The organism is Hymenobacter roseosalivarius DSM 11622 (assembly GCF_900176135.1).
GTDB lineage: Bacteria > Bacteroidota > Bacteroidia > Cytophagales > Hymenobacteraceae > Hymenobacter > Hymenobacter roseosalivarius.
Window position 1 is genome coordinate 16,838 of record NZ_FWWW01000048.1, and the last position, 16,163, is coordinate 33,000.

The 16,163-nt window shown below is 57.4% G+C and carries 17 protein-coding genes; 11 read left to right on the plus strand and 6 right to left on the minus strand.

Annotated elements, in window-relative coordinates:
• Positions 1-8 precede the first annotated feature (8 nt).
• The 10 genes from ccsA to B9A24_RS04985 all read left to right on the plus strand — a co-directional run bounded on the left by ccsA (position 9) and on the right by B9A24_RS04985 (position 10,334).
• On the plus strand, positions 9-2,615 hold the full coding sequence (ccsA, locus tag B9A24_RS04940; protein ID WP_084444069.1) for a cytochrome c biogenesis protein CcsA: 2,607 nt from the start codon (positions 9-11) through the stop codon (positions 2,613-2,615).
• An 84-nt stretch (positions 2,616-2,699) separates the two neighbouring features.
• Entirely contained in the window at positions 2,700-3,536 is an 837-nt protein-coding gene (locus B9A24_RS04945) for a Rossmann-like and DUF2520 domain-containing protein (protein WP_084444070.1), read from the plus strand.
• Positions 3,537-3,601: 65 nt separating this feature from the next.
• On the plus strand, positions 3,602-3,934 hold the full coding sequence (locus tag B9A24_RS04950; RefSeq protein ID WP_084444071.1) for a 2Fe-2S iron-sulfur cluster-binding protein: 333 nt from the start codon (positions 3,602-3,604) through the stop codon (positions 3,932-3,934).
• A gap of 133 nt (positions 3,935-4,067) precedes the next feature.
• On the plus strand, positions 4,068-4,304 hold the full coding sequence (gene iscX, locus B9A24_RS04955) for a Fe-S cluster assembly protein IscX (protein ID WP_084444072.1): 237 nt from the start codon (positions 4,068-4,070) through the stop codon (positions 4,302-4,304).
• Between the two features lie 113 nt (positions 4,305-4,417).
• Positions 4,418-4,921, plus strand: coding sequence for a KdsC family phosphatase (locus tag B9A24_RS04960; RefSeq protein WP_084444073.1), 504 nt, complete (start codon positions 4,418-4,420; stop codon positions 4,919-4,921).
• 137 nt (positions 4,922-5,058) lie between these two features.
• Positions 5,059-5,253: a cold-shock protein gene (locus tag B9A24_RS04965; protein WP_084444074.1), complete on the plus strand. Its 195-nt coding sequence runs from the start codon at positions 5,059-5,061 to the stop codon at positions 5,251-5,253.
• Positions 5,254-5,389: 136 nt separating this feature from the next.
• Positions 5,390-6,307 (plus strand): geranylgeranylglycerol-phosphate geranylgeranyltransferase, encoded by a 918-nt coding sequence (locus B9A24_RS04970; protein WP_084444075.1) that lies wholly within the window; start codon positions 5,390-5,392, stop codon positions 6,305-6,307.
• Between the two features lie 111 nt (positions 6,308-6,418).
• Positions 6,419-7,615, plus strand: a complete 1,197-nt coding sequence (locus B9A24_RS04975; RefSeq protein ID WP_084444076.1) for a BamA/TamA family outer membrane protein — start codon at positions 6,419-6,421, stop codon at positions 7,613-7,615.
• A gap of 208 nt (positions 7,616-7,823) precedes the next feature.
• Complete coding sequence (locus B9A24_RS04980) at positions 7,824-8,990, plus strand: BamA/TamA family outer membrane protein (protein WP_159451945.1); 1,167 nt, start codon at positions 7,824-7,826, stop codon at positions 8,988-8,990.
• Between the two features lie 135 nt (positions 8,991-9,125).
• Complete coding sequence (locus B9A24_RS04985; protein WP_084444078.1) at positions 9,126-10,334, plus strand: glycosyltransferase family 2 protein; 1,209 nt, start codon at positions 9,126-9,128, stop codon at positions 10,332-10,334.
• On the opposite strand, the gene B9A24_RS04990 is transcribed toward B9A24_RS04985, so the two are convergent.
• The 6 genes from B9A24_RS04990 to B9A24_RS05010 all read right to left on the minus strand — a co-directional run bounded on the left by B9A24_RS04990 (position 10,331) and on the right by B9A24_RS05010 (position 14,281).
• Complete coding sequence (locus tag B9A24_RS04990) at positions 10,331-10,930, minus strand: class I SAM-dependent DNA methyltransferase (RefSeq protein ID WP_084444079.1); 600 nt, start codon at positions 10,928-10,930, stop codon at positions 10,331-10,333. The genes B9A24_RS04985 and B9A24_RS04990 overlap by 4 nt on opposite strands.
• Positions 10,927-11,691 carry a PIG-L deacetylase family protein gene (locus tag B9A24_RS04995; protein WP_084444080.1) on the minus strand — a complete coding sequence of 255 codons (765 nt, stop codon included), beginning with the start codon at positions 11,689-11,691 and terminating at the stop codon, positions 10,927-10,929. Before B9A24_RS04995 ends, B9A24_RS04990 begins: the two co-directional genes overlap by 4 nt.
• 17 nt (positions 11,692-11,708) lie before the next feature.
• The gene (locus B9A24_RS05000; RefSeq protein WP_084444081.1) at positions 11,709-12,905 is read right to left on the minus strand and encodes an acyl-CoA dehydrogenase family protein; all 1,197 of its coding nucleotides are present in this window, start codon (positions 12,903-12,905) and stop codon (positions 11,709-11,711) included.
• Positions 12,906-13,021: 116 nt separating this feature from the next.
• Entirely contained in the window at positions 13,022-13,828 is an 807-nt protein-coding gene (locus tag B9A24_RS05005) for an outer membrane beta-barrel protein (RefSeq protein ID WP_159451946.1), read from the minus strand.
• Complete coding sequence (locus B9A24_RS21985) at positions 13,764-14,018, minus strand: hypothetical protein (protein ID WP_159451947.1); 255 nt, start codon at positions 14,016-14,018, stop codon at positions 13,764-13,766. The genes B9A24_RS05005 and B9A24_RS21985 overlap by 65 nt, the downstream gene beginning before the upstream one ends.
• Positions 14,015-14,281: a hypothetical protein gene (locus B9A24_RS05010; RefSeq protein ID WP_143434764.1), complete on the minus strand. Its 267-nt coding sequence runs from the start codon at positions 14,279-14,281 to the stop codon at positions 14,015-14,017. The genes B9A24_RS21985 and B9A24_RS05010 overlap by 4 nt, the downstream gene beginning before the upstream one ends.
• A gap of 173 nt (positions 14,282-14,454) precedes the next feature.
• Here B9A24_RS05010 and purH point away from each other — a divergent pair, with 173 nt between their 5' ends.
• A complete protein-coding gene (gene purH / locus B9A24_RS05015) occupies positions 14,455-15,990 on the plus strand; it encodes a bifunctional phosphoribosylaminoimidazolecarboxamide formyltransferase/IMP cyclohydrolase (protein WP_084444084.1) in 1,536 nt (511 codons plus the stop codon).
• The last annotated feature ends 173 nt before the right edge of the window (positions 15,991-16,163 follow it).

Sequence of the window (16,163 nt, forward strand, 5' to 3'; positions counted from 1 at the left end):
CGATAAACATGATTAATACCTTCATCGGCGACCTCGGACACCTAAGTGTCATCATAGCGTTTGTGGCTGCCATTGTAGCGGCGTATGCCTATTACATGGCAACCAGCCGTCGCCCCTTGGGCGAGGACGACGTTGCCTGGCGACGCCTGGGCCGGGGGGCTTTTTTGGTGCACGGCGCGGCGGTACTGTCCATCATTGGCTGCTTGTTCAGCCTGATCTACGGCCACCGCTACGAGTATTATTACGTGTGGAGTCACTCCAGCAACCATTTGCCGGTATACTACATGATTTCCTGCTTCTGGGAAGGGCAGGAGGGGAGTTTCCTGCTCTGGATATTCTGGCAAGTAGTGCTGGGCCTGGCCATCATTCGCTTCAACAGAAAGTGGGAAGCCCCCGTGATGACCGTGTTTGCCGGCGTGCAGCTCTTCCTGACGTCTATGATTCTGGGCGTGGTAATCGGGGAGCTGAAAATCGGCTCGTCGCCGTTTATTCTGCTCCGGGACTTCCTCGTCGATCTACCCGTCTGGAAAACCGACCCCAACTTCATCCCGAAAGACGGTACCGGCCTGAATCCATTGCTCCAGAACTACTGGATGGTGATTCACCCTCCAACGCTTTTCTTAGGTTTTGCGCTTACCCTCGTGCCGTTCGCTTTTGCCATTGCTGGCCTGTGGAAAGGTGAGCTAAGCAAGTGGGTAAAGCCCGCCTTGCCCTGGACCTTGCTCGGTGCGCTGGTGCTGGGCGTGGGTGTGATGATGGGCGCGTACTGGGCCTACGAAACCCTGAACTTTGGCGGCTACTGGAACTGGGACCCGGTTGAAAATGCCGTGTACATTCCCTGGTTAGTGCTGGTGGCTTCCATCCACGGTATGATTCTGTGGAAGCGCAGCCGTTTGGGCTTGCGTACCTCTTTCGTGCTCGTTATTGCCTCTTTCCTGCTCATCCTGTACGCTACCTTCCTCACCCGCAGCGGTGTATTAGGCAACGCATCTGTACACTCCTTCACCGACCTGGGCCTATCTGGCCAGCTGCTGATTTATATGGGCTTCTTTTTCGTGGTGGCCATCAGCATGCTGGTGTGGCGCTGGAAAAGCATCCCGATTTCAGAGAAAGAGCTGACTACCTACAATGCTGAGCTGTGGGTATTTGTAGGAGCTACGGTGTTGTGCCTCGGGGCTTTCCAGGTGCTGGTGACTACCAGTATTCCCGTTTATAATTCTTTCCTGGGCTTCCTGGGTATTAAATCCAACCTGGCCCTACCCGCCGACCAGATTGCCCACTACACCAAGATTCAGCTCTACATCGGCGTAGGCGTAGCCTTGCTCTCGGGTTTGGCGCAGGTGATGTGGTGGCAGAAAAATGACAAGCAAAGCCTGACGAACTCGCTGGCCGTGCCCGGTATCCTGACCTTGTTAGGCGCAGCGCTGGTTATTTTGCTGGTGCGCTACAATAAGCTGCAGATGGAGCCCACCTATATTCTGCTGCTCACGGCGGCGCTGTTTGGGGTGTTGGCCAACCTGGGCATGGTGCTCAGCCTGATCATGCGGCGCGTAAGCATATCGGGTGGAGGTGTGGCCCATATTGGCGTGGCGCTGATGTTGCTCGGCATTCTGGCCTCGGCCGGCTACTCCAATATCATCTCCGCGAACGTGTCGGGCTTGGTGTACTCGCGGGAATTTCCGGAGGAGATAAACCGCGACAACGTGCTTCTCTGGCGCAACGAAGTAGCGCCCATGGGCAAGTACGATGTGAGCTATACCGGCCAGTACTTTGAAGTGCCCGGCCTGCCTGATTACGTCAATAAGGAGCTTATTTATCGCACCGACGATGAGTATAAGGTCATTGCGCGGGGCGACATAAAGGGCAACGGCAAGACCTATTACAAGACCGGCGATACGCTCGAAATCCGGCCCGAGAACACTTACTACCGCGTCGAGTACAAGGACCGCGAAACGCAGGAGGCTTTTACGCTTTATCCGCGGGCGCAGGTGAATGAGGAGATGGGCTTATTGGCCTCACCGGCGCTCAAGCAGTTCGTCGACCACGATATCTATTCCCACATCAGCACCGTGCCCGACCCAAGCAAGGAAAAAGACTGGACCGAGGTAAAAGAACACGAAATTACCGTAGGCGACACCATTTTCCTGAATGACTACTTTGCTGTGCTCCGCGCCATTGAGCCTGCTCATCAAACAGCTGGTTTGGGCCTGAAGCCCGGTGACTTGGCCATTCAGGGCGACTTTATCGTGTACGGCGAGAAGAAGCAATACCATGTGCACCCCATGTTCGTGGTGCGCAACCGGCTCATCGGCCGCGTGCCCGATGAGGTCGAAGACCTGGGTTTGCGTCTGTCGTTTGTGAATGTTGATCCTGAGAAGGGCAAGTTCACCTTCGGCGTGAGCACCACGGCCAAGGACTATATTATCCTGAAAGCCGTGGAAAAGCCCTTTATTAACTTACTCTGGAGCGGCACCTTGCTCATGACTATCGGTTTTGGGATGGCCTTCGTGAAGCGCCGCCGCGAGCTGCGCGAAAAAGCCCCCCAGTCTGCTCCCGCAGGCGCAAGCACTATTAAGAAGACTCCCGCGCCGCGTCGCGCGGAATCGGTAGCGTAAGACAATATTTGAATAAACAGAAACCCCCTCAGATTTTGTCTGGGGGGCTTTTTTGTAAAGTCAATAACCACTTTCTTACGCCCGATGAGTACCCTTCAGCCAACATTTGCTCCCCAGCGTGTCGCCTTGCTTGGCGCGGGCCGTGTGGCTACCCAATTAGGCCCTGCGCTGGTGCAAGCCGGCCACCAGGTTGTCTCGGTTTGGAGCCGGACCACAGCCAGCGCCCAACGCTTAGCCGCCCAGCTGCCTAGCGCTATTATCAGTCCCAGCCTCGATTTTTCCTCCCAGCCGCTCGCAGATATTTATCTGCTATCAGTGCCTGATGCGGCGGTGCCAGAGGTATTAGCCGCTGCTAACTTTCCGGCTGGGTCCTTGGTGGTGCACACTGCTGGCGCTTTGCCGTTGGCTCTTTTTGAAGCTTATCCTAACGTGCGGGGGGGCGTTTTTTATCCGCTGCAAACCTTCAGTCCTGGCCGCCTGATCGAGTGGGCCGCCGTGCCGCTCTGCGTTGAAGCTGCCGATGAAGCCGGGCAAGCAGTGTTGATGGCCCTGGCACACAGTCTGAGCGATCTGGTGCGGCCGGTGGCTACGCTTCAGCGTCAGCGTCTGCACGTAGCGGCCGTATTTGCCGGCAACTTCACCAATCACCTGTTGGGCATAAGTCACACCTTGCTAGCTGAGGTAAACCTACCTTTTGAGCTACTAGCGCCCTTACTGCGCGAAACCGTAGAAAAAGCGCTGGCCGCGCCGCCTTTCAGCGTGCAAACCGGGCCCGCCGCCCGCCGCGACGCGCCAACGCTGGCTCGTCACCAGGCGGAGCTAACTGCTCACCCCACTTGGTTAACTTTGTATAAGGCGCTGAGCGACAGTATACAGCAGCAATTGCCCCCCGCCGCGCCAAACAACGAGGCAGGGTTGTAGCTTTGATTCGGGACCGGTGGTGCGTACCTTCGTGCCCGCAATTTGCCCCCCACGAACCCTACTTTGTGAATACCATTAACATCACCTTCCAGTTTCAGGATGGCCAGCCCGCGCAGACTCATGTGGCAGCCGAGGGCGAGTCGGTGCTGGACGTGGCCCTCAACAACGACATTCAGCTTCAGCACAACTGCGGCGGTGTGTGCGGTTGCAGCACCTGCCATATATACGTACTGCAAGGCGACGATGAATTGCCTGAAATTTCTGATAAGGAAGAGGACTTCATCGACCGCGCCGTAAACCCGCGCATCAACTCCCGGCTGGCCTGCCAGTGCGTCGTGCAGGCCGGGGGCAACGATCTGGTCGTCCTTATGCCTCCCCAGGATTTTCTGGGTCACTAAGGCCTGGGTTGGAAGCTGGAAATCAAAGCGCCAGCAAGTTAAAAACTGCGTTAAGTCAATTATAACTAGCTTCTTATCTTCTCAGTTCGCAACCTTTCGCCCATCCACTTTCTGAACTTTCCAACGCCCACATATGAATCATTTCGAGCCCCCCATTCAGTGGAGCGACCACGAAGACATTGCTATTGCTCTCTATGAAAAGTTTGGCGATGATTTTTCGGAAGCAAAAATCTACCGCATCCGCTTCACCGAATTGCTGGAATGGGTGCTCACATTGCCTAACTTCGAGGGCACCCGCGAACAGGCCAACGAAGGCCACTTGGAGCAGATTCAGGCCAAGTGGGTATACGAGTGGCGTGATAATCAATAGATACTTGTATGGTTAGATGGCTGGAGGTTAAATAGCTGCTTGTTCTTGTTTTAGCAACTCGTTAAACAAGCAGCCATTTAACCTCCAGCCATTTAGCCATTTTTATTTCCACAATGGATACAACCATTACTCCGTTTGATCTGCTTGCTATTCGGGCCTTTATCCTCGACGTAGACGGCGTGCTTACCGATGGCACCCTACTAGCCCTGAACTCGGGCGAGCAAGCGCGGGCTTTTCACATCCGCGACGGTTATGCCATTCGGTACGCACTGACCAAAGGCTACCGTATCGTGGTTATTTCGGGCAGAGAGGAGGGAGGCGTTCGTAAGCGCCTGGAGTCGTTGGACGTCCAAGACATATATTTAGGCGTGGATGATAAGATGAAGATTTTTAACACCTACATCAATCTGCACCGCCTCGACCCGGCCCACATTGCCTACATGGGCGACGACCGTCCCGACGTGGAAGTAATGCGTCGGTGCGCCATAGCCGCCTGCCCCGCCGACGCCGCCGCCGACGTGCGCGAAATCAGCAACTACGTGTCGGGGCTGCCCGGCGGCCACGGTGCCGTCCGGGAGTTGATTGAAGCGGTAATGCGGGCACAACAAACCTGGTAGTGTCTAGTAATGCAGGCGTTACGGTTGAGTGAGCGGGTGGTTCATTAATTTGGGCTAGGGTCTGGGGCGAGTTGTGTTTTTCCAAAATCCATTTATATTTACTCCATCATCCATTCAACCCATTTTTTTATTTTTTCATGAAAACAGGAACCGTAAAATTCTTTAATGAGTCGAAGGGCTACGGCTTCATTACAGATGACAATACGAAGGAGGATTTCTTCGTGCACATTACCGGCCTTAACGGGGGCCAAGTCCAGCAAAACGACCGCGTAGAGTTCGAAACGCAGGAAGGCCGCAAAGGAGTAAACGCGGTAAATGTAAAGCGCGTGTAGGTTTTTCTACCTGAATTTTACTTTTCAGAAAGCCTCTCCCTCCTTGGAGAGGCTTTCTTTTTGCGTGTTTGGGGAAGATATTTGCCAGCTTACTCCATGGGGGGCATTTTTATCGGGGTCCTCTGGTTTTCTATCTATGCAGTCTCCCGTCGTGTCCGCCGCATTTACATCCGCACCAGGGCCCACCGAGCCGCGGGGGTGGCGTCCGATACTACGGCTGGTGCGCCTGCCCAACCTGCTGCTCATGGGGTTGTGTCTGCTGCTGGTAAGGGCCTGTCTATTGCAGTCGCCTCAACCACTGTTCACCGTCTCGTTTGGCCTGCTGATTCTGGCTTCGCTGTGCGTAGCCGCTGCTGGCTATATCATCAACGATTACTACGACGTCAAGATTGACAGTATTAACCGGCCTGGACTCTTGGTAGTCGGGCGCGTTATCAACCGTCGCCATGCGATGATGGCGCACCTGGTGCTAACGGGTATAGGCGTGTTGATAGCGGGAGCTTTGTCGCCGCTGCTGGGGCTGGTGTACTTGGGCTCGGCGCTGCTGCTGTGGGGCTATTCGGCCCGCTTTAAGCGATTGCCGCTGGTGGGCAATGTGAGCATCGCCACGCTTACGGGCGCTTTGGTGCTGCTGCCCGAACTACAACTGCGTACTGGCCATACGGTGGTGTGGGTGTACGCCCTGGCTGCTTTTCTGCTCACGGTAGTGCGCGAAATTATTAAGGACGTGGAAGATATGCGCGGTGATGCCGCCCACAAATGCCTCACACTTCCCATTGTGTGGGGAGTAGTGCGCACCAAATGGGTCGCCGGGTTTTTCCTGCTCAACCTACTGGTGCTGACAGGAGCTGCCAGTGTGCAGGCCTTGTTTTTGGGACAGGCCCGCGGGCTGGGCTTATGGTTATTGCTGACCGTCTGGGTGCCACTGCTGGGGCTGGCATGGCGTCTGGTACGCGCCGATAGAAGGCTGCATTTTACGACGCTAAGTGCTTGGTGTAAGTGGATTATGCTCGCGGGTGTGCTTTCTATGCTATGGGGAGCGGGCGGCAACTAAAACAGTTTAGTAGGCTAAGCCGTTAGCGATGAAAACTGAATGACATTTACTACCTTTTAAGTGGGTTTGTGCTGAAGCTCGGTTTATCCATATTTTCTACCAAGCCATTTTATGCGCTTCCTCTATTCGCTGCTGACTCTAAGTGTGTTGGTAGCCCCCGGCGCCTTCGCCCAAGTAACCCCCACGCCCGACTCAACCACCAGTTCTCCGGCACCCGGCCTTAGCCAGCCGCGCAAATTAGCCAGCGACAAGCCCAGCTTTATTCCGGTGCCCATTGCGTTTTATCAGCAGGAAACGGGCTTTGCGGCGGGGGCTGCCATTTTGCCTGTGTGGCGCTTTGGCACTGATACCACGGTGCGCAAATCCAACGCCCGCCTTATTGCCTGGTATTCTCAGGAAAAGCAGAGCACCATTCAGCTCACGCACACCATTTTTACGCCCGGCGAGAAGCTGTTTTTATCCGGTGAACTCAGCCGCTACGATCAAAAGCTGTTTTACTACGGCGTGGGTAACGACAACCGCGAGCAGGCCGAGTCGGATCTGGCGTTTAAGCTGATTGTGTTTGACGAGAAAGTAATGCCGCGCATCGCGCCGAACCTGTTTGTGGGCCTGCGCTACCGCCTCACCAGCCTCACCGACATCACGGCCTCTAATAACGCCGAAGATGGTGGCGCTAATTACTTCCTGCGCGACCCGCGCATCGACCCCCGCGAACGACAAAACACCTTAATTTCCGGCATCGGCCCCTCGCTGCTTTATGACGGTCGCGACAACGTGCTGGCTACCTATAGCGGCAATTTTGTGGATGCCCATGTGCTGGTGAATGGTAGCGCGCTGGGCAGCGACTTTAAATTTACGCGCTACCAGCTGGATGCCCGCCACTTCCAGCCTTTGTTCGGCTCCAATAACACGATTTTGGCCCTGCAATACCTCACCCAGCTGCATACCGGCGACGTGCCGTTTCGGGAATTGGGCGGTCTGGGGGCCAATTTGGGCGGTGCTATCTACAACAACGCCGGCCTGATGCGTGGCCTCTACGAAACGCGATTCCGCGACCGGCAGATGATGACCTTCCAGGCCGAAGTTCGCCAGAAACTGTTCTGGCGCATCGATGCCGCGGCTTTCCTGAGCGCCGGGCAGGTAGGCTACAAGCTTTCTGATTATACCTTCGATGGTACCAAGTTCGCTGGGGGCGGCGGCCTGCGCTTCCGCTTCAACCGTCGCGACCGCCTCAACGTCCGCCTCGACTACGCCGGTGGCACTGATACGGCACCTAGCATTTATTTCGCGGTGGGAGAGGCATTTTAGGCTAAATGCTCCGATCAGCTATTGAAAAAAGCCCCCCAACTGCTCGACGGCTGGGGGGCTTTTGCTTCAGTGTAATTCAAATGAAAGCAAACTACCGCTAGGCAGTAAAATGCAACCGCCAGGAAGTTGCGGTGCGAAATCCAACTTCATCGTGCAACGCGTATCTTCCGGCACTACGGCTTGCTCTGGCCGTTTTTTTGCTCTGGATATGCGCTTTTTCTACCTCTGTCTGTTGGCCGGTCTGGTTGCTAGTTCCGCCACCGCCCAAACCACACCAGCAACTCCTGATTCTGTTGTAGTTACCGCTGAAAAAGCCCCCCAGCCCAAGCGCGACAAGCCCAGCTTTATACCCTTTCCCATCGTTTTCTCCCAGCCCGAAACCGGCTTGGGCTACGGCGCGGCCGTGCTGCCGGTGTGGCGCTTCGGCACCGATACCACGGTGCGCAAGTCCAACGCCCGCCTCATTGCCTGGCGCACCCAGAAAAAGCAGAGCCTAGTGCAGCTCTCGCACACCATTTTTACGCCCGGCGAGCGGTTTTTGCTCAGTGGTGAGCTGAGTTATTACTACAAATTCCCCATCAATTACTACGGCTTCGGCCCGAGTACGGATATTGATGATGAGTCGGTGATTGAGTATAAAGTGCTGATCTTCAATCAGCGGGTACTCAAGAAAATAGCCCCAAATCTGTTTGCTGGCTTTCAATACCGCCTCACCGACCTGCGCGACGTGCAGGTAAATGCTGATATCAACGAGGGTAGCCCCACAGAGGAGCGCCCCAGTCGCCTGTATGAGCGCGACGCCCGCGAGCGGCAAAATACGCTGATTTCCGGCCTGGGCCCATCCGTCCTCTACGACGGCCGCGACAACGTGCTCAGCACGTTTCGGGGCAACTACCTGGAGTTGAGCAGCTATTTCAACGGCGGCGTGCTGGGTAGCGATTTTCGCTTCAGCCGCTTCCTGCTCGATGCCCGCCACTTTCAGTCCCTTACCAAGGACAACAAAACCATTCTAGCCACCCAGCTCGTGGGCCAGTTTCACGCGGGCCGCGTGCCTTTCCGCGAACTGGCCAACTTGGGGGGCGACAAGATATTGCGGGGCTATTACGAAGGCCGCTACCGCGACCGGCAACTGGTAGCTTTGCAGGCGGAGGTGCGCCGCCATCTGTTTTGGCGCTTCAACGGCGTAGTGTTCGGCGGCGTGGGGCAGGTCGGAAATACGATTTCCTCGTTCGACGAAGGTGGACTAAAGGTGACGGGTGGCGCTGGACTGCGCTTTCAATTCAACCGCCAGGACCGCCTCAACGTCCGCTTCGATTATGGGGTCGGAGGGGGCGGCTCTTCCGGCTTCTACTTCAGCATCGGCGAAGCATTTTAAGCTACCTGACCAAGAAACCGGATTATGGTACTTTCGTGTAATTTATACGTCTGAATATCAGTGAAATAGGTTGAAAAAATGTTTTTCAGACTACGCATAAAAAACCGCATCTTGTCTGGCTCGTAAGTCCGACGGATGGAGTATAGCTCACCCGCCCTTTTTCACGCCGCCCAGGAGGCCACGGCTGCTCCTCCACTTATCCGGCTAGTAGCGGTGCCGCCCGCCGCCGAACTGCTTATCTCGGTTATAATTCCTGCCAAAGATGAAGCAGAAAACCTGCCTTTCGCTTTGGCTGCTTTGGCTGCCCAAACCGACTTGCAGGGCCGGCCACTATCAGCGTGCAGCTATGAGGTGATCGTGCTGGCCAATAACTGCCATGACCAGACCGCAGCCGTGGCGCGCGCATTTGCCCGACTTCATCCCCAGCTTATCCTGCACGTAGCTACCGTCATGCTGCCCCCCGCCGAGGCGCATGTAGGCGGTGCCCGCCGCTTGCTCATGGACGAAGCTTGCCAGCGGCTGGAGGCCGTGGGGCAGCCGATGGGCCTGATTGCCAGCACCGACGCCGATACGCAGGTCGGTACGACTTGGCTCGCGGCTATTATGGCTGAAGCCGCCGCCGGGGTGGAGGCGGTTGGGGGCCGCATTCTGACCACCTCATCCGTAAGCTCTGGCTCCCCGGTACGTCGCTACCACCTGCGCGATGCTGCTTATCAGCTATTACGCGCCCAGTTAGAAGATCTGCTCGATCCTGATGCGGCCGACCCCTGGCCACGTCACCACCAACACTTTGGCGCGAGCCTGGCGCTTACGGCTCGTGCTTACCGGCGCGTGGGCGGACTGCCGGCCGTCAGCTTTCTGGAAGATGAAGCCCTCGTGCGGGCCCTGCGCCGCCATGATATCAGCGTGCGCCACAGTCCGCAGGTGCGCGTGCTCACCTCCGATCGGCAGCAAGGTAGGGTGGCTGTGGGGCTTTCGTGGCAGCTACGCTTGTGGGCAACGATGGGCGAAGAGCAGCAGGAGCCTCTGGTAGAAAGCGGCCCGTGCTTGGTTGCTTTATGGCAGGCCCGCCAAACATTGCGCACCCATTGGCAGGCTAGCCGCACTAGTCTGCCCGCGGCCATTGGAAATCATGGCTTTAGTAATGAGTTGGCCGCTACGCTGCATGTGCCGGTAGTCGGGCTGATTAAAGCGTTTTACCGCCTCTCCACCTTCGGCGAGCTGTGGGAATGGGTACAGACGCAGCAACACAAAACCACGCGGTGGGTGCGCCATTGGCCACTGGTGCCTTTGAGCCAGGCCCGCGCTGAGCTACGCCAGCTGGTGCGGCAGCTGGGGGGCTAAATTTTCTCCAGCAAGTCCAGCCGGTACTGCTCATAGCGTTGGCCGTGCAGATGGCGTAAGGGGCCGTTAGCCAGAGTTTTTTGTAGAAAAAAAGTATGCACCTCGTCGCCGGTGAGCGGGTAGTCATGCACCGGCGGGGTCCAATGCACGAGCAATAATTGCCCCCCAGCCGCTAGGCCCGCCACGATTTGGTCAGTGGCCCGCGCCAAATCGGCCGGCGACCAGTAGTAGCCGACTTCAGATACTACAATCAAATTGAACGCGGCTGGCACCGGAAATTCTTCGGGCACGCGCAGCAGCTGGAACTCTACCCGCGGCAAGTGCGCGCACCGTTGGCGGGCACGCTGCAAAGGCGCTTCCGCGACATCTACCGCCAATAAGTGCTCACACCGGGCCGCCAACTGCTCAGTGAGTACACCCAGGGAGCAGCCAATTTCGAAGGCCCGCGCATACTGAGACTGGGGCAGAGCGGCCAGGGTCGTGGCGTATTTTTCCCGCTCGTAGTCGCTGGTTTCAAATCCCCACGGGTCTTCGTTGGCCCGATACACATCGTCGAAGTAAGTCGGAGGCAAGCTGTTGGGTTGATTTGGGTTCATAACAAGGCAGAATTACTCTCTGATTTCACTTCGAGGTATACTTCAAACGGCTGGGCAAAGTGCGCCAGCATAGCCGGCGAAAGTTGAAAACCAGTGGGGTCGTCGTCAATCAGATTGGTAAGCTGGGAGCGATGGGCAGCAATGGCTTGCTGTTTTTGATCCAGAACCGAAGTGATATCCAGGCACCAGCCTTCCACCTCGCCGGGTTGAGGCAAATCGGGGGGCGCGGCCCGCTCCCATGCCCACACTACGTATTCTAAGAGGCGAGGTGGGGCGGCTAGTTGGGCTAATGCGGCGCGCACGAGCTGACTGGTAGCGCGATGGTCGGGATGCGGGTCGCGCCGCCAGGGAGCTACTATTGTAGTAGGGGAGAATTGACTGATATATATCCGCAACTGCTCCGCAGCCTCTTCAAAGCCTGCTGCGCCCGCAGTTGGTACGTTGCCATCGGGCAAGCCCAGGTAGTGCGGGGCCTTTAGTATGCCCAAGGCAACTAATGCCGCTTCAAACTCCGCCTCCCGCAAATGCCGACGAGCCGCTGGCGGGTATTTCTGCGAATTAGGGTGCGACATAGTGCCATCAGTTACCAGAATGGCCATAACTGGCACTCGTGCTTGGCACAAAAGGGCAAGCAAGCCGCCACAACCGAGGGATTCATCATCGGGGTGGGGAGCAATAACTACCGTCGGGCCGAGCTGGGGGGCAAATTCGGCCGGGCGCAGCGGCAGCTTAACAAAAGAGAACGGTGAGGTTTCTAACATACCCGACGCGGCTTGAGTTAGCGGTGCCAGAGCTGGTGAGCGGGCTCCGTTTGAGTTAATGCAAATCGGCCGGCGTCAGCTATGGCCGCATCGGGGGCGGGCTGGCGCAGGTAGTGGGTCAGGTCGCGGTGGAGGCGTTCGAATGGCTCGGGCCGGAGCAGGCCGCGGGCCCCTACGCAACGCTCCGCTATTTGCAGCACGCGCAGGCAGATATCCTCCATAGCCGTGCGCACCAGGTTGGCATACGCCACGGTGGCCGTGGCCTCCGAAGCGGCCGTGGGGCGCGAGGCGTGGTCGGCCGCGCCGCGCAGCCACAGGTTGCCGCTTTCTACAAGCCCCGCCAGCTCACCCAGGCGCATTTGCTGATAAGGGTCGTCGGTGCGGTTAAGCTGTTGCAGAAAACGTCTGGTTTCATTGAAAACGGCCTCCGCCGCGCCCAGCTGCACCGCCGCAAACCGGATAGCACCCCCGCTGAAATCGGGCTGGCGGTAGTAGTCGCCGGGCTTGCCTACGAATTCCTCGGCGCTGATTTCCAGCCCCGTCAAATCGATCCGAAAGCTGGCCGTAGCCCGCATGCCCAGCGGCTGCCAGAAGCTGGCGTCGAGCGTGGGGGACAGTTCATCGGCAGGTAAAATAAACATCTGCCAGCCGCCGTCGGGCAAAGCGCCCGTGATAAGGGGGCGCGTTACGTGACCGGCTCCCGAGCCAAACGTTTTGCTGCCCATCAGCCGAAAACGCCCCCCAGCTAGCGGCTCCAAACGCACGCCGTCGTCGGCCTGCGTATTCCAGACGCCGAATAGGTGGCCGGCGTGGGCATCAGCTGCCCAGCGGGTGGTCTGTTTGGGTCGGGCGTAGCGCTGCATCAGCTGCAAGGCATTGACGTGGCCTTCGTACACCCGACCAACCGCTAAGTTGCCGCGCCCGATGTGTTTAAGGGTTCGAAGCAGCGTCAGCGTGTGGGCGGGCAGGTGCAAATCGGTGCCGCCCAGCGCTTTGCTTAGAGGTGCCGTGAGCAGGCCCGCATCGCGCAGCCACTCAAATTCTGCCACTGGAAACCCGCCTTCCTGGTCCGATGCCGGCGCCTGCGCCGCCAGGCGGGGCGCTAGCTGGGCTGCCGCTTCCTCACTGGCTTCGGCCGAAGTACCAGTGTAAATCGTTAGTGTGTCGGCCGAAGCGACAGATATGGTAAGCAGCGGAGGAAATGAAATAGCCATGTGTATAGTAGTTGAATAAACTCTACTATAATTGGTGGCAATGTGTTCAGGTTAAACCTGCTTTTGCCGGAAATCAGCGGCTTGGTACTGAAAAAAGCCCCCCAAATAGGCTTCACTCAAAACTCCATGCCCAGCATGGCACCCAGCGTACGATAGTGCACGGCCCCCATATAAGGAGTCTCGAAGATCTCGCGTCCACTATCGTAGTATACTTCCAGTAGGGGCGCCCGCCGACCTTTGCTCAGTAGAACACCGGCCCCAAAATGCCCGCCAAGGGATACCGCGAAGCTTCGGCCCGCCACCGATTGGCTTTTCTGCCGCTGGTCGATGACGCCCGGCTCGGTGCCCATAGGAGGCGTATACACGGTGGCTGGCAGGCCGAGCAGGGTTTCTCGGGCTAGATGCCCGCCTACTAGCGCGCCCCCGAACAGGTAGGGCTGCAAGCGACCCTGCCCCACGGTATAGCGCAGCACCAGCGGGGCCTGAATGGACGTAAACTCTATCGTAGAGGCCAGGGGGAGCTGCTCGCCCGCGTTCCGAAACCCATTCGGCACAGTACTGGTCTGCGAAAAGGTGCTCTTTTTGTGGGCATATTGCAGGCCCGATTCCAAGGATATTGCGCGCTTGGTAGCTAGGCGCACCTGTAGGGCGGCTGCCAGGCCGGACGTAGCTTGTGCCTGCTGCTCGTTGAGCCGGGCGTTCTGGTCGTAGGAAACCGTATTCAGCCCGGCTCCTACTCGCAGGCTCATCACCACCCGGCTCCGATCATCCTCCTTCACCGCGGGGCGCAGATCCTGCGCTGGCCGGCTCGTCTGGCACTGCTGATTGTAGCGTAGCACGGCCTCCACCAAATGCGCTTCATCGAAGCGCGTGATGGTCTTGGCGCTGACGGCCGGACAGGCGCTGAATACGTTTTTTAGCAACCCCCAAGAGCGGCATGGTGCCATGCAGATCAATGTAGTAGAAAGCCGTGATGTAGCGCTGCATGCTAAGCGGATCGGGGGTGCGCAGTAACTCATAATCGAGGCGGTATAAGTTGGCACCGCCAGTAATAAGGTGCTCCAGAAAAACGCGGAGGGTGTCGCGGGTACCTAACAGTACAGGCCTGCTCACGTAGGTTTTGCCCCCACCAAGCCGAAGCCTCGCAGTTGCTCGGGCTGATACCGCTGGCTGGGCGCGCCGACTGCGGCCCGAAAGCCGATACCCTGCGCCGACACAAACTTGGCGAGCGGCTCCACGAAACCGCGCACGGTATCGCCCCGCAGGGGAATGATGTAGCCGGGCTGTAAGCGGTTCGTGCTTTGGGCCAAACCCCGCTGCTGGCAAAGCAGAAAAAGCAGGCAAAAAAGGGTAGCGTGTTTCGGTAGGCTGAACATATAATTGGGTAGGAATTCAACCGGCAAGCTAGGCACATTCAGCCAGAAACCAGGCAGGCTTTTACCGCAGGCAGCGCCCACAAAACCGGAACAGAATGGCGGCCGGCTAGCTTAGGCGCGGTTCGGGTACTACCTTCGTCCCACCATTCTTTCAGCCCCAAACTCTTTCTGCCATGTCGCTCCAACCCATTCGCTCCGCGCTTATTTCTGTTTATTACAAAGACCGTTTGGAGCCCTTGGTAGCGGTGCTGAAGCAGCACGGCGTGAAGCTGTATTCTACGGGCGGAACACAGCAGTTTTTGGAGGAACAAGGCGCTGAGGTAACGCCCGTAGAAAGCTTGACCGGGTTTCCGGCCGTGTTCGGTGGCCGCGTCAAAACCCTGCATCCGAAAGTGTTCGGCGGTATTTTGCAGCGTCGCCACGAGGCTGGTGATACCCAGGAAGCCGAGCAGCACGAAATTCCGCCCATCGATCTGGTAGTAGTGGACCTGTACCCGTTTGAGGAAACCGTGAACTCGGGCGCGCCGGAGGCCGACGTGATTGAGAAGATTGACATAGGGGGCATTTCCCTGCTTCGGGCCGCTGCCAAAAACTTCCGCGACGTGCTGGTGGTCAGCGGCCGCGACCAGTACGAAGCCGTAACGGAGCTGCTCACTGAGAAAAACGGCGCTACCGATCTGGCAGACCGTCGCCAATACGCCGCTGCCGCCTTTGCCACCACCTCGCACTGCGACACCCAGATTTTCAATTACGTGAGCCAAGGAACCGACCTGCCGGGCAAATCTTTGCGCGTAAGTCAGCAGCCGGCCACGCCCCTGCGCTACGGCGAAAACCCGCACCAGACGGGCACCTTCTACGGCGACCTGTCGGCTCTTTTTGATCAACTGCATGGCAAGCAGCTTAGCTACAACAACTTAGTAGACGTTGATGCCGCCGTGGCCCTCATGGCTGAATTTGAAGATGGCCAGCCCGCCTGCGCTATTCTCAAGCACACCAATGCCTGCGGCGTAGCCCAGGCCGACACGCCCCACGATGCCTATGTGCAGGCCTTAGCCTGCGACCCGGTGTCGGCCTTTGGGGGCGTTATTATTGTGAATAAGCCTGTTGACGAAGCCACGGCTGATGAGTTGAATAAGCTGTTCTTCGAGGTGCTCATTGCGCCCGAGTTTGGCGAGGCCGCGCTGCCCATCCTGCAAAGCAAGAAAAACCGCATTCTGCTGCGCCAGAAACCAGTAAATTTGCCCCCTAAGCAAATCAAAACTCTCCTCAACGGCATCGTGGAGCAGGATTTTGACCGCCAGACGGAAACGGCTGCTGACTTCAAGGTCGTTACCAAATCAGCCCCGACGGCCGAAGAAACAGAGGCGTTGGTATTCGCGGCCAAAGTCTGCAAGCACACCAAGAGCAATACCATCGTGCTGGCGCGGCCGGGCCAGTTGCTGGCTTCCGGCGTGGGCCAAACGTCGCGGGTAGACGCCCTCAAACAGGCCATCGAGAAGGCCAAAGCTTTTGGCTTCGACCTGCACGGCGCGGTCATGGCCTCTGACGCCTTCTTCCCCTTCCCTGACTGCGTGGAAATTGCTGGCCAGGCGGGCATTCGGGCCGTGGTGCAGCCCGGTGGCTCCATCAAAGATCAGGACAGCATTGCCGCCTGCGACCAACTCGGCCTGGCCATGGTCATGACGGGCGTGCGGCATTTTAAGCATTAAAGCCTTGAAATATAGACTGTCACGCAGCATTTTCTGCGTGACAGTCTAATTAGGCATCACTATACTATTAGTAATGCTGGGGGGCATTTTTGCCACAATTCTTACGCTCTTTTTTCGTTAGAGGGCCTGTTTAACTACGGAGTGTCGTAATTTTTACTGGTAGCGCTTCCGTC

Coding starts and splice junctions, on each gene's coding strand:
- ccsA (WP_084444069.1), top strand. CDS start 9: ATGATTAATACCTTCATCGGCGACCTCGGACACCTAAGTGTCATCATA.
- B9A24_RS04945 (WP_084444070.1), top strand. CDS start 2,700: ATGAGTACCCTTCAGCCAACATTTGCTCCCCAGCGTGTCGCCTTGCTT.
- iscX (WP_084444072.1), top strand. CDS start 4,068: ATGAATCATTTCGAGCCCCCCATTCAGTGGAGCGACCACGAAGACATT.
- B9A24_RS04960 (WP_084444073.1), top strand. CDS start 4,418: ATGGATACAACCATTACTCCGTTTGATCTGCTTGCTATTCGGGCCTTT.
- B9A24_RS04965 (WP_084444074.1), top strand. CDS start 5,059: ATGAAAACAGGAACCGTAAAATTCTTTAATGAGTCGAAGGGCTACGGC.
- B9A24_RS04970 (WP_084444075.1), top strand. CDS start 5,390: ATGCAGTCTCCCGTCGTGTCCGCCGCATTTACATCCGCACCAGGGCCC.
- B9A24_RS04975 (WP_084444076.1), top strand. CDS start 6,419: ATGCGCTTCCTCTATTCGCTGCTGACTCTAAGTGTGTTGGTAGCCCCC.
- B9A24_RS04980 (WP_159451945.1), top strand. CDS start 7,824: ATGCGCTTTTTCTACCTCTGTCTGTTGGCCGGTCTGGTTGCTAGTTCC.
- B9A24_RS04985 (WP_084444078.1), top strand. CDS start 9,126: ATGGAGTATAGCTCACCCGCCCTTTTTCACGCCGCCCAGGAGGCCACG.
- B9A24_RS04990 (WP_084444079.1), bottom strand. CDS start 10,930: ATGAACCCAAATCAACCCAACAGCTTGCCTCCGACTTACTTCGACGAT.
- B9A24_RS04995 (WP_084444080.1), bottom strand. CDS start 11,691: ATGTTAGAAACCTCACCGTTCTCTTTTGTTAAGCTGCCGCTGCGCCCG.
- B9A24_RS05000 (WP_084444081.1), bottom strand. CDS start 12,905: ATGGCTATTTCATTTCCTCCGCTGCTTACCATATCTGTCGCTTCGGCC.
- B9A24_RS05010 (WP_143434764.1), bottom strand. CDS start 14,281: ATGTTCAGCCTACCGAAACACGCTACCCTTTTTTGCCTGCTTTTTCTG.
- purH (WP_084444084.1), top strand. CDS start 14,455: ATGTCGCTCCAACCCATTCGCTCCGCGCTTATTTCTGTTTATTACAAA.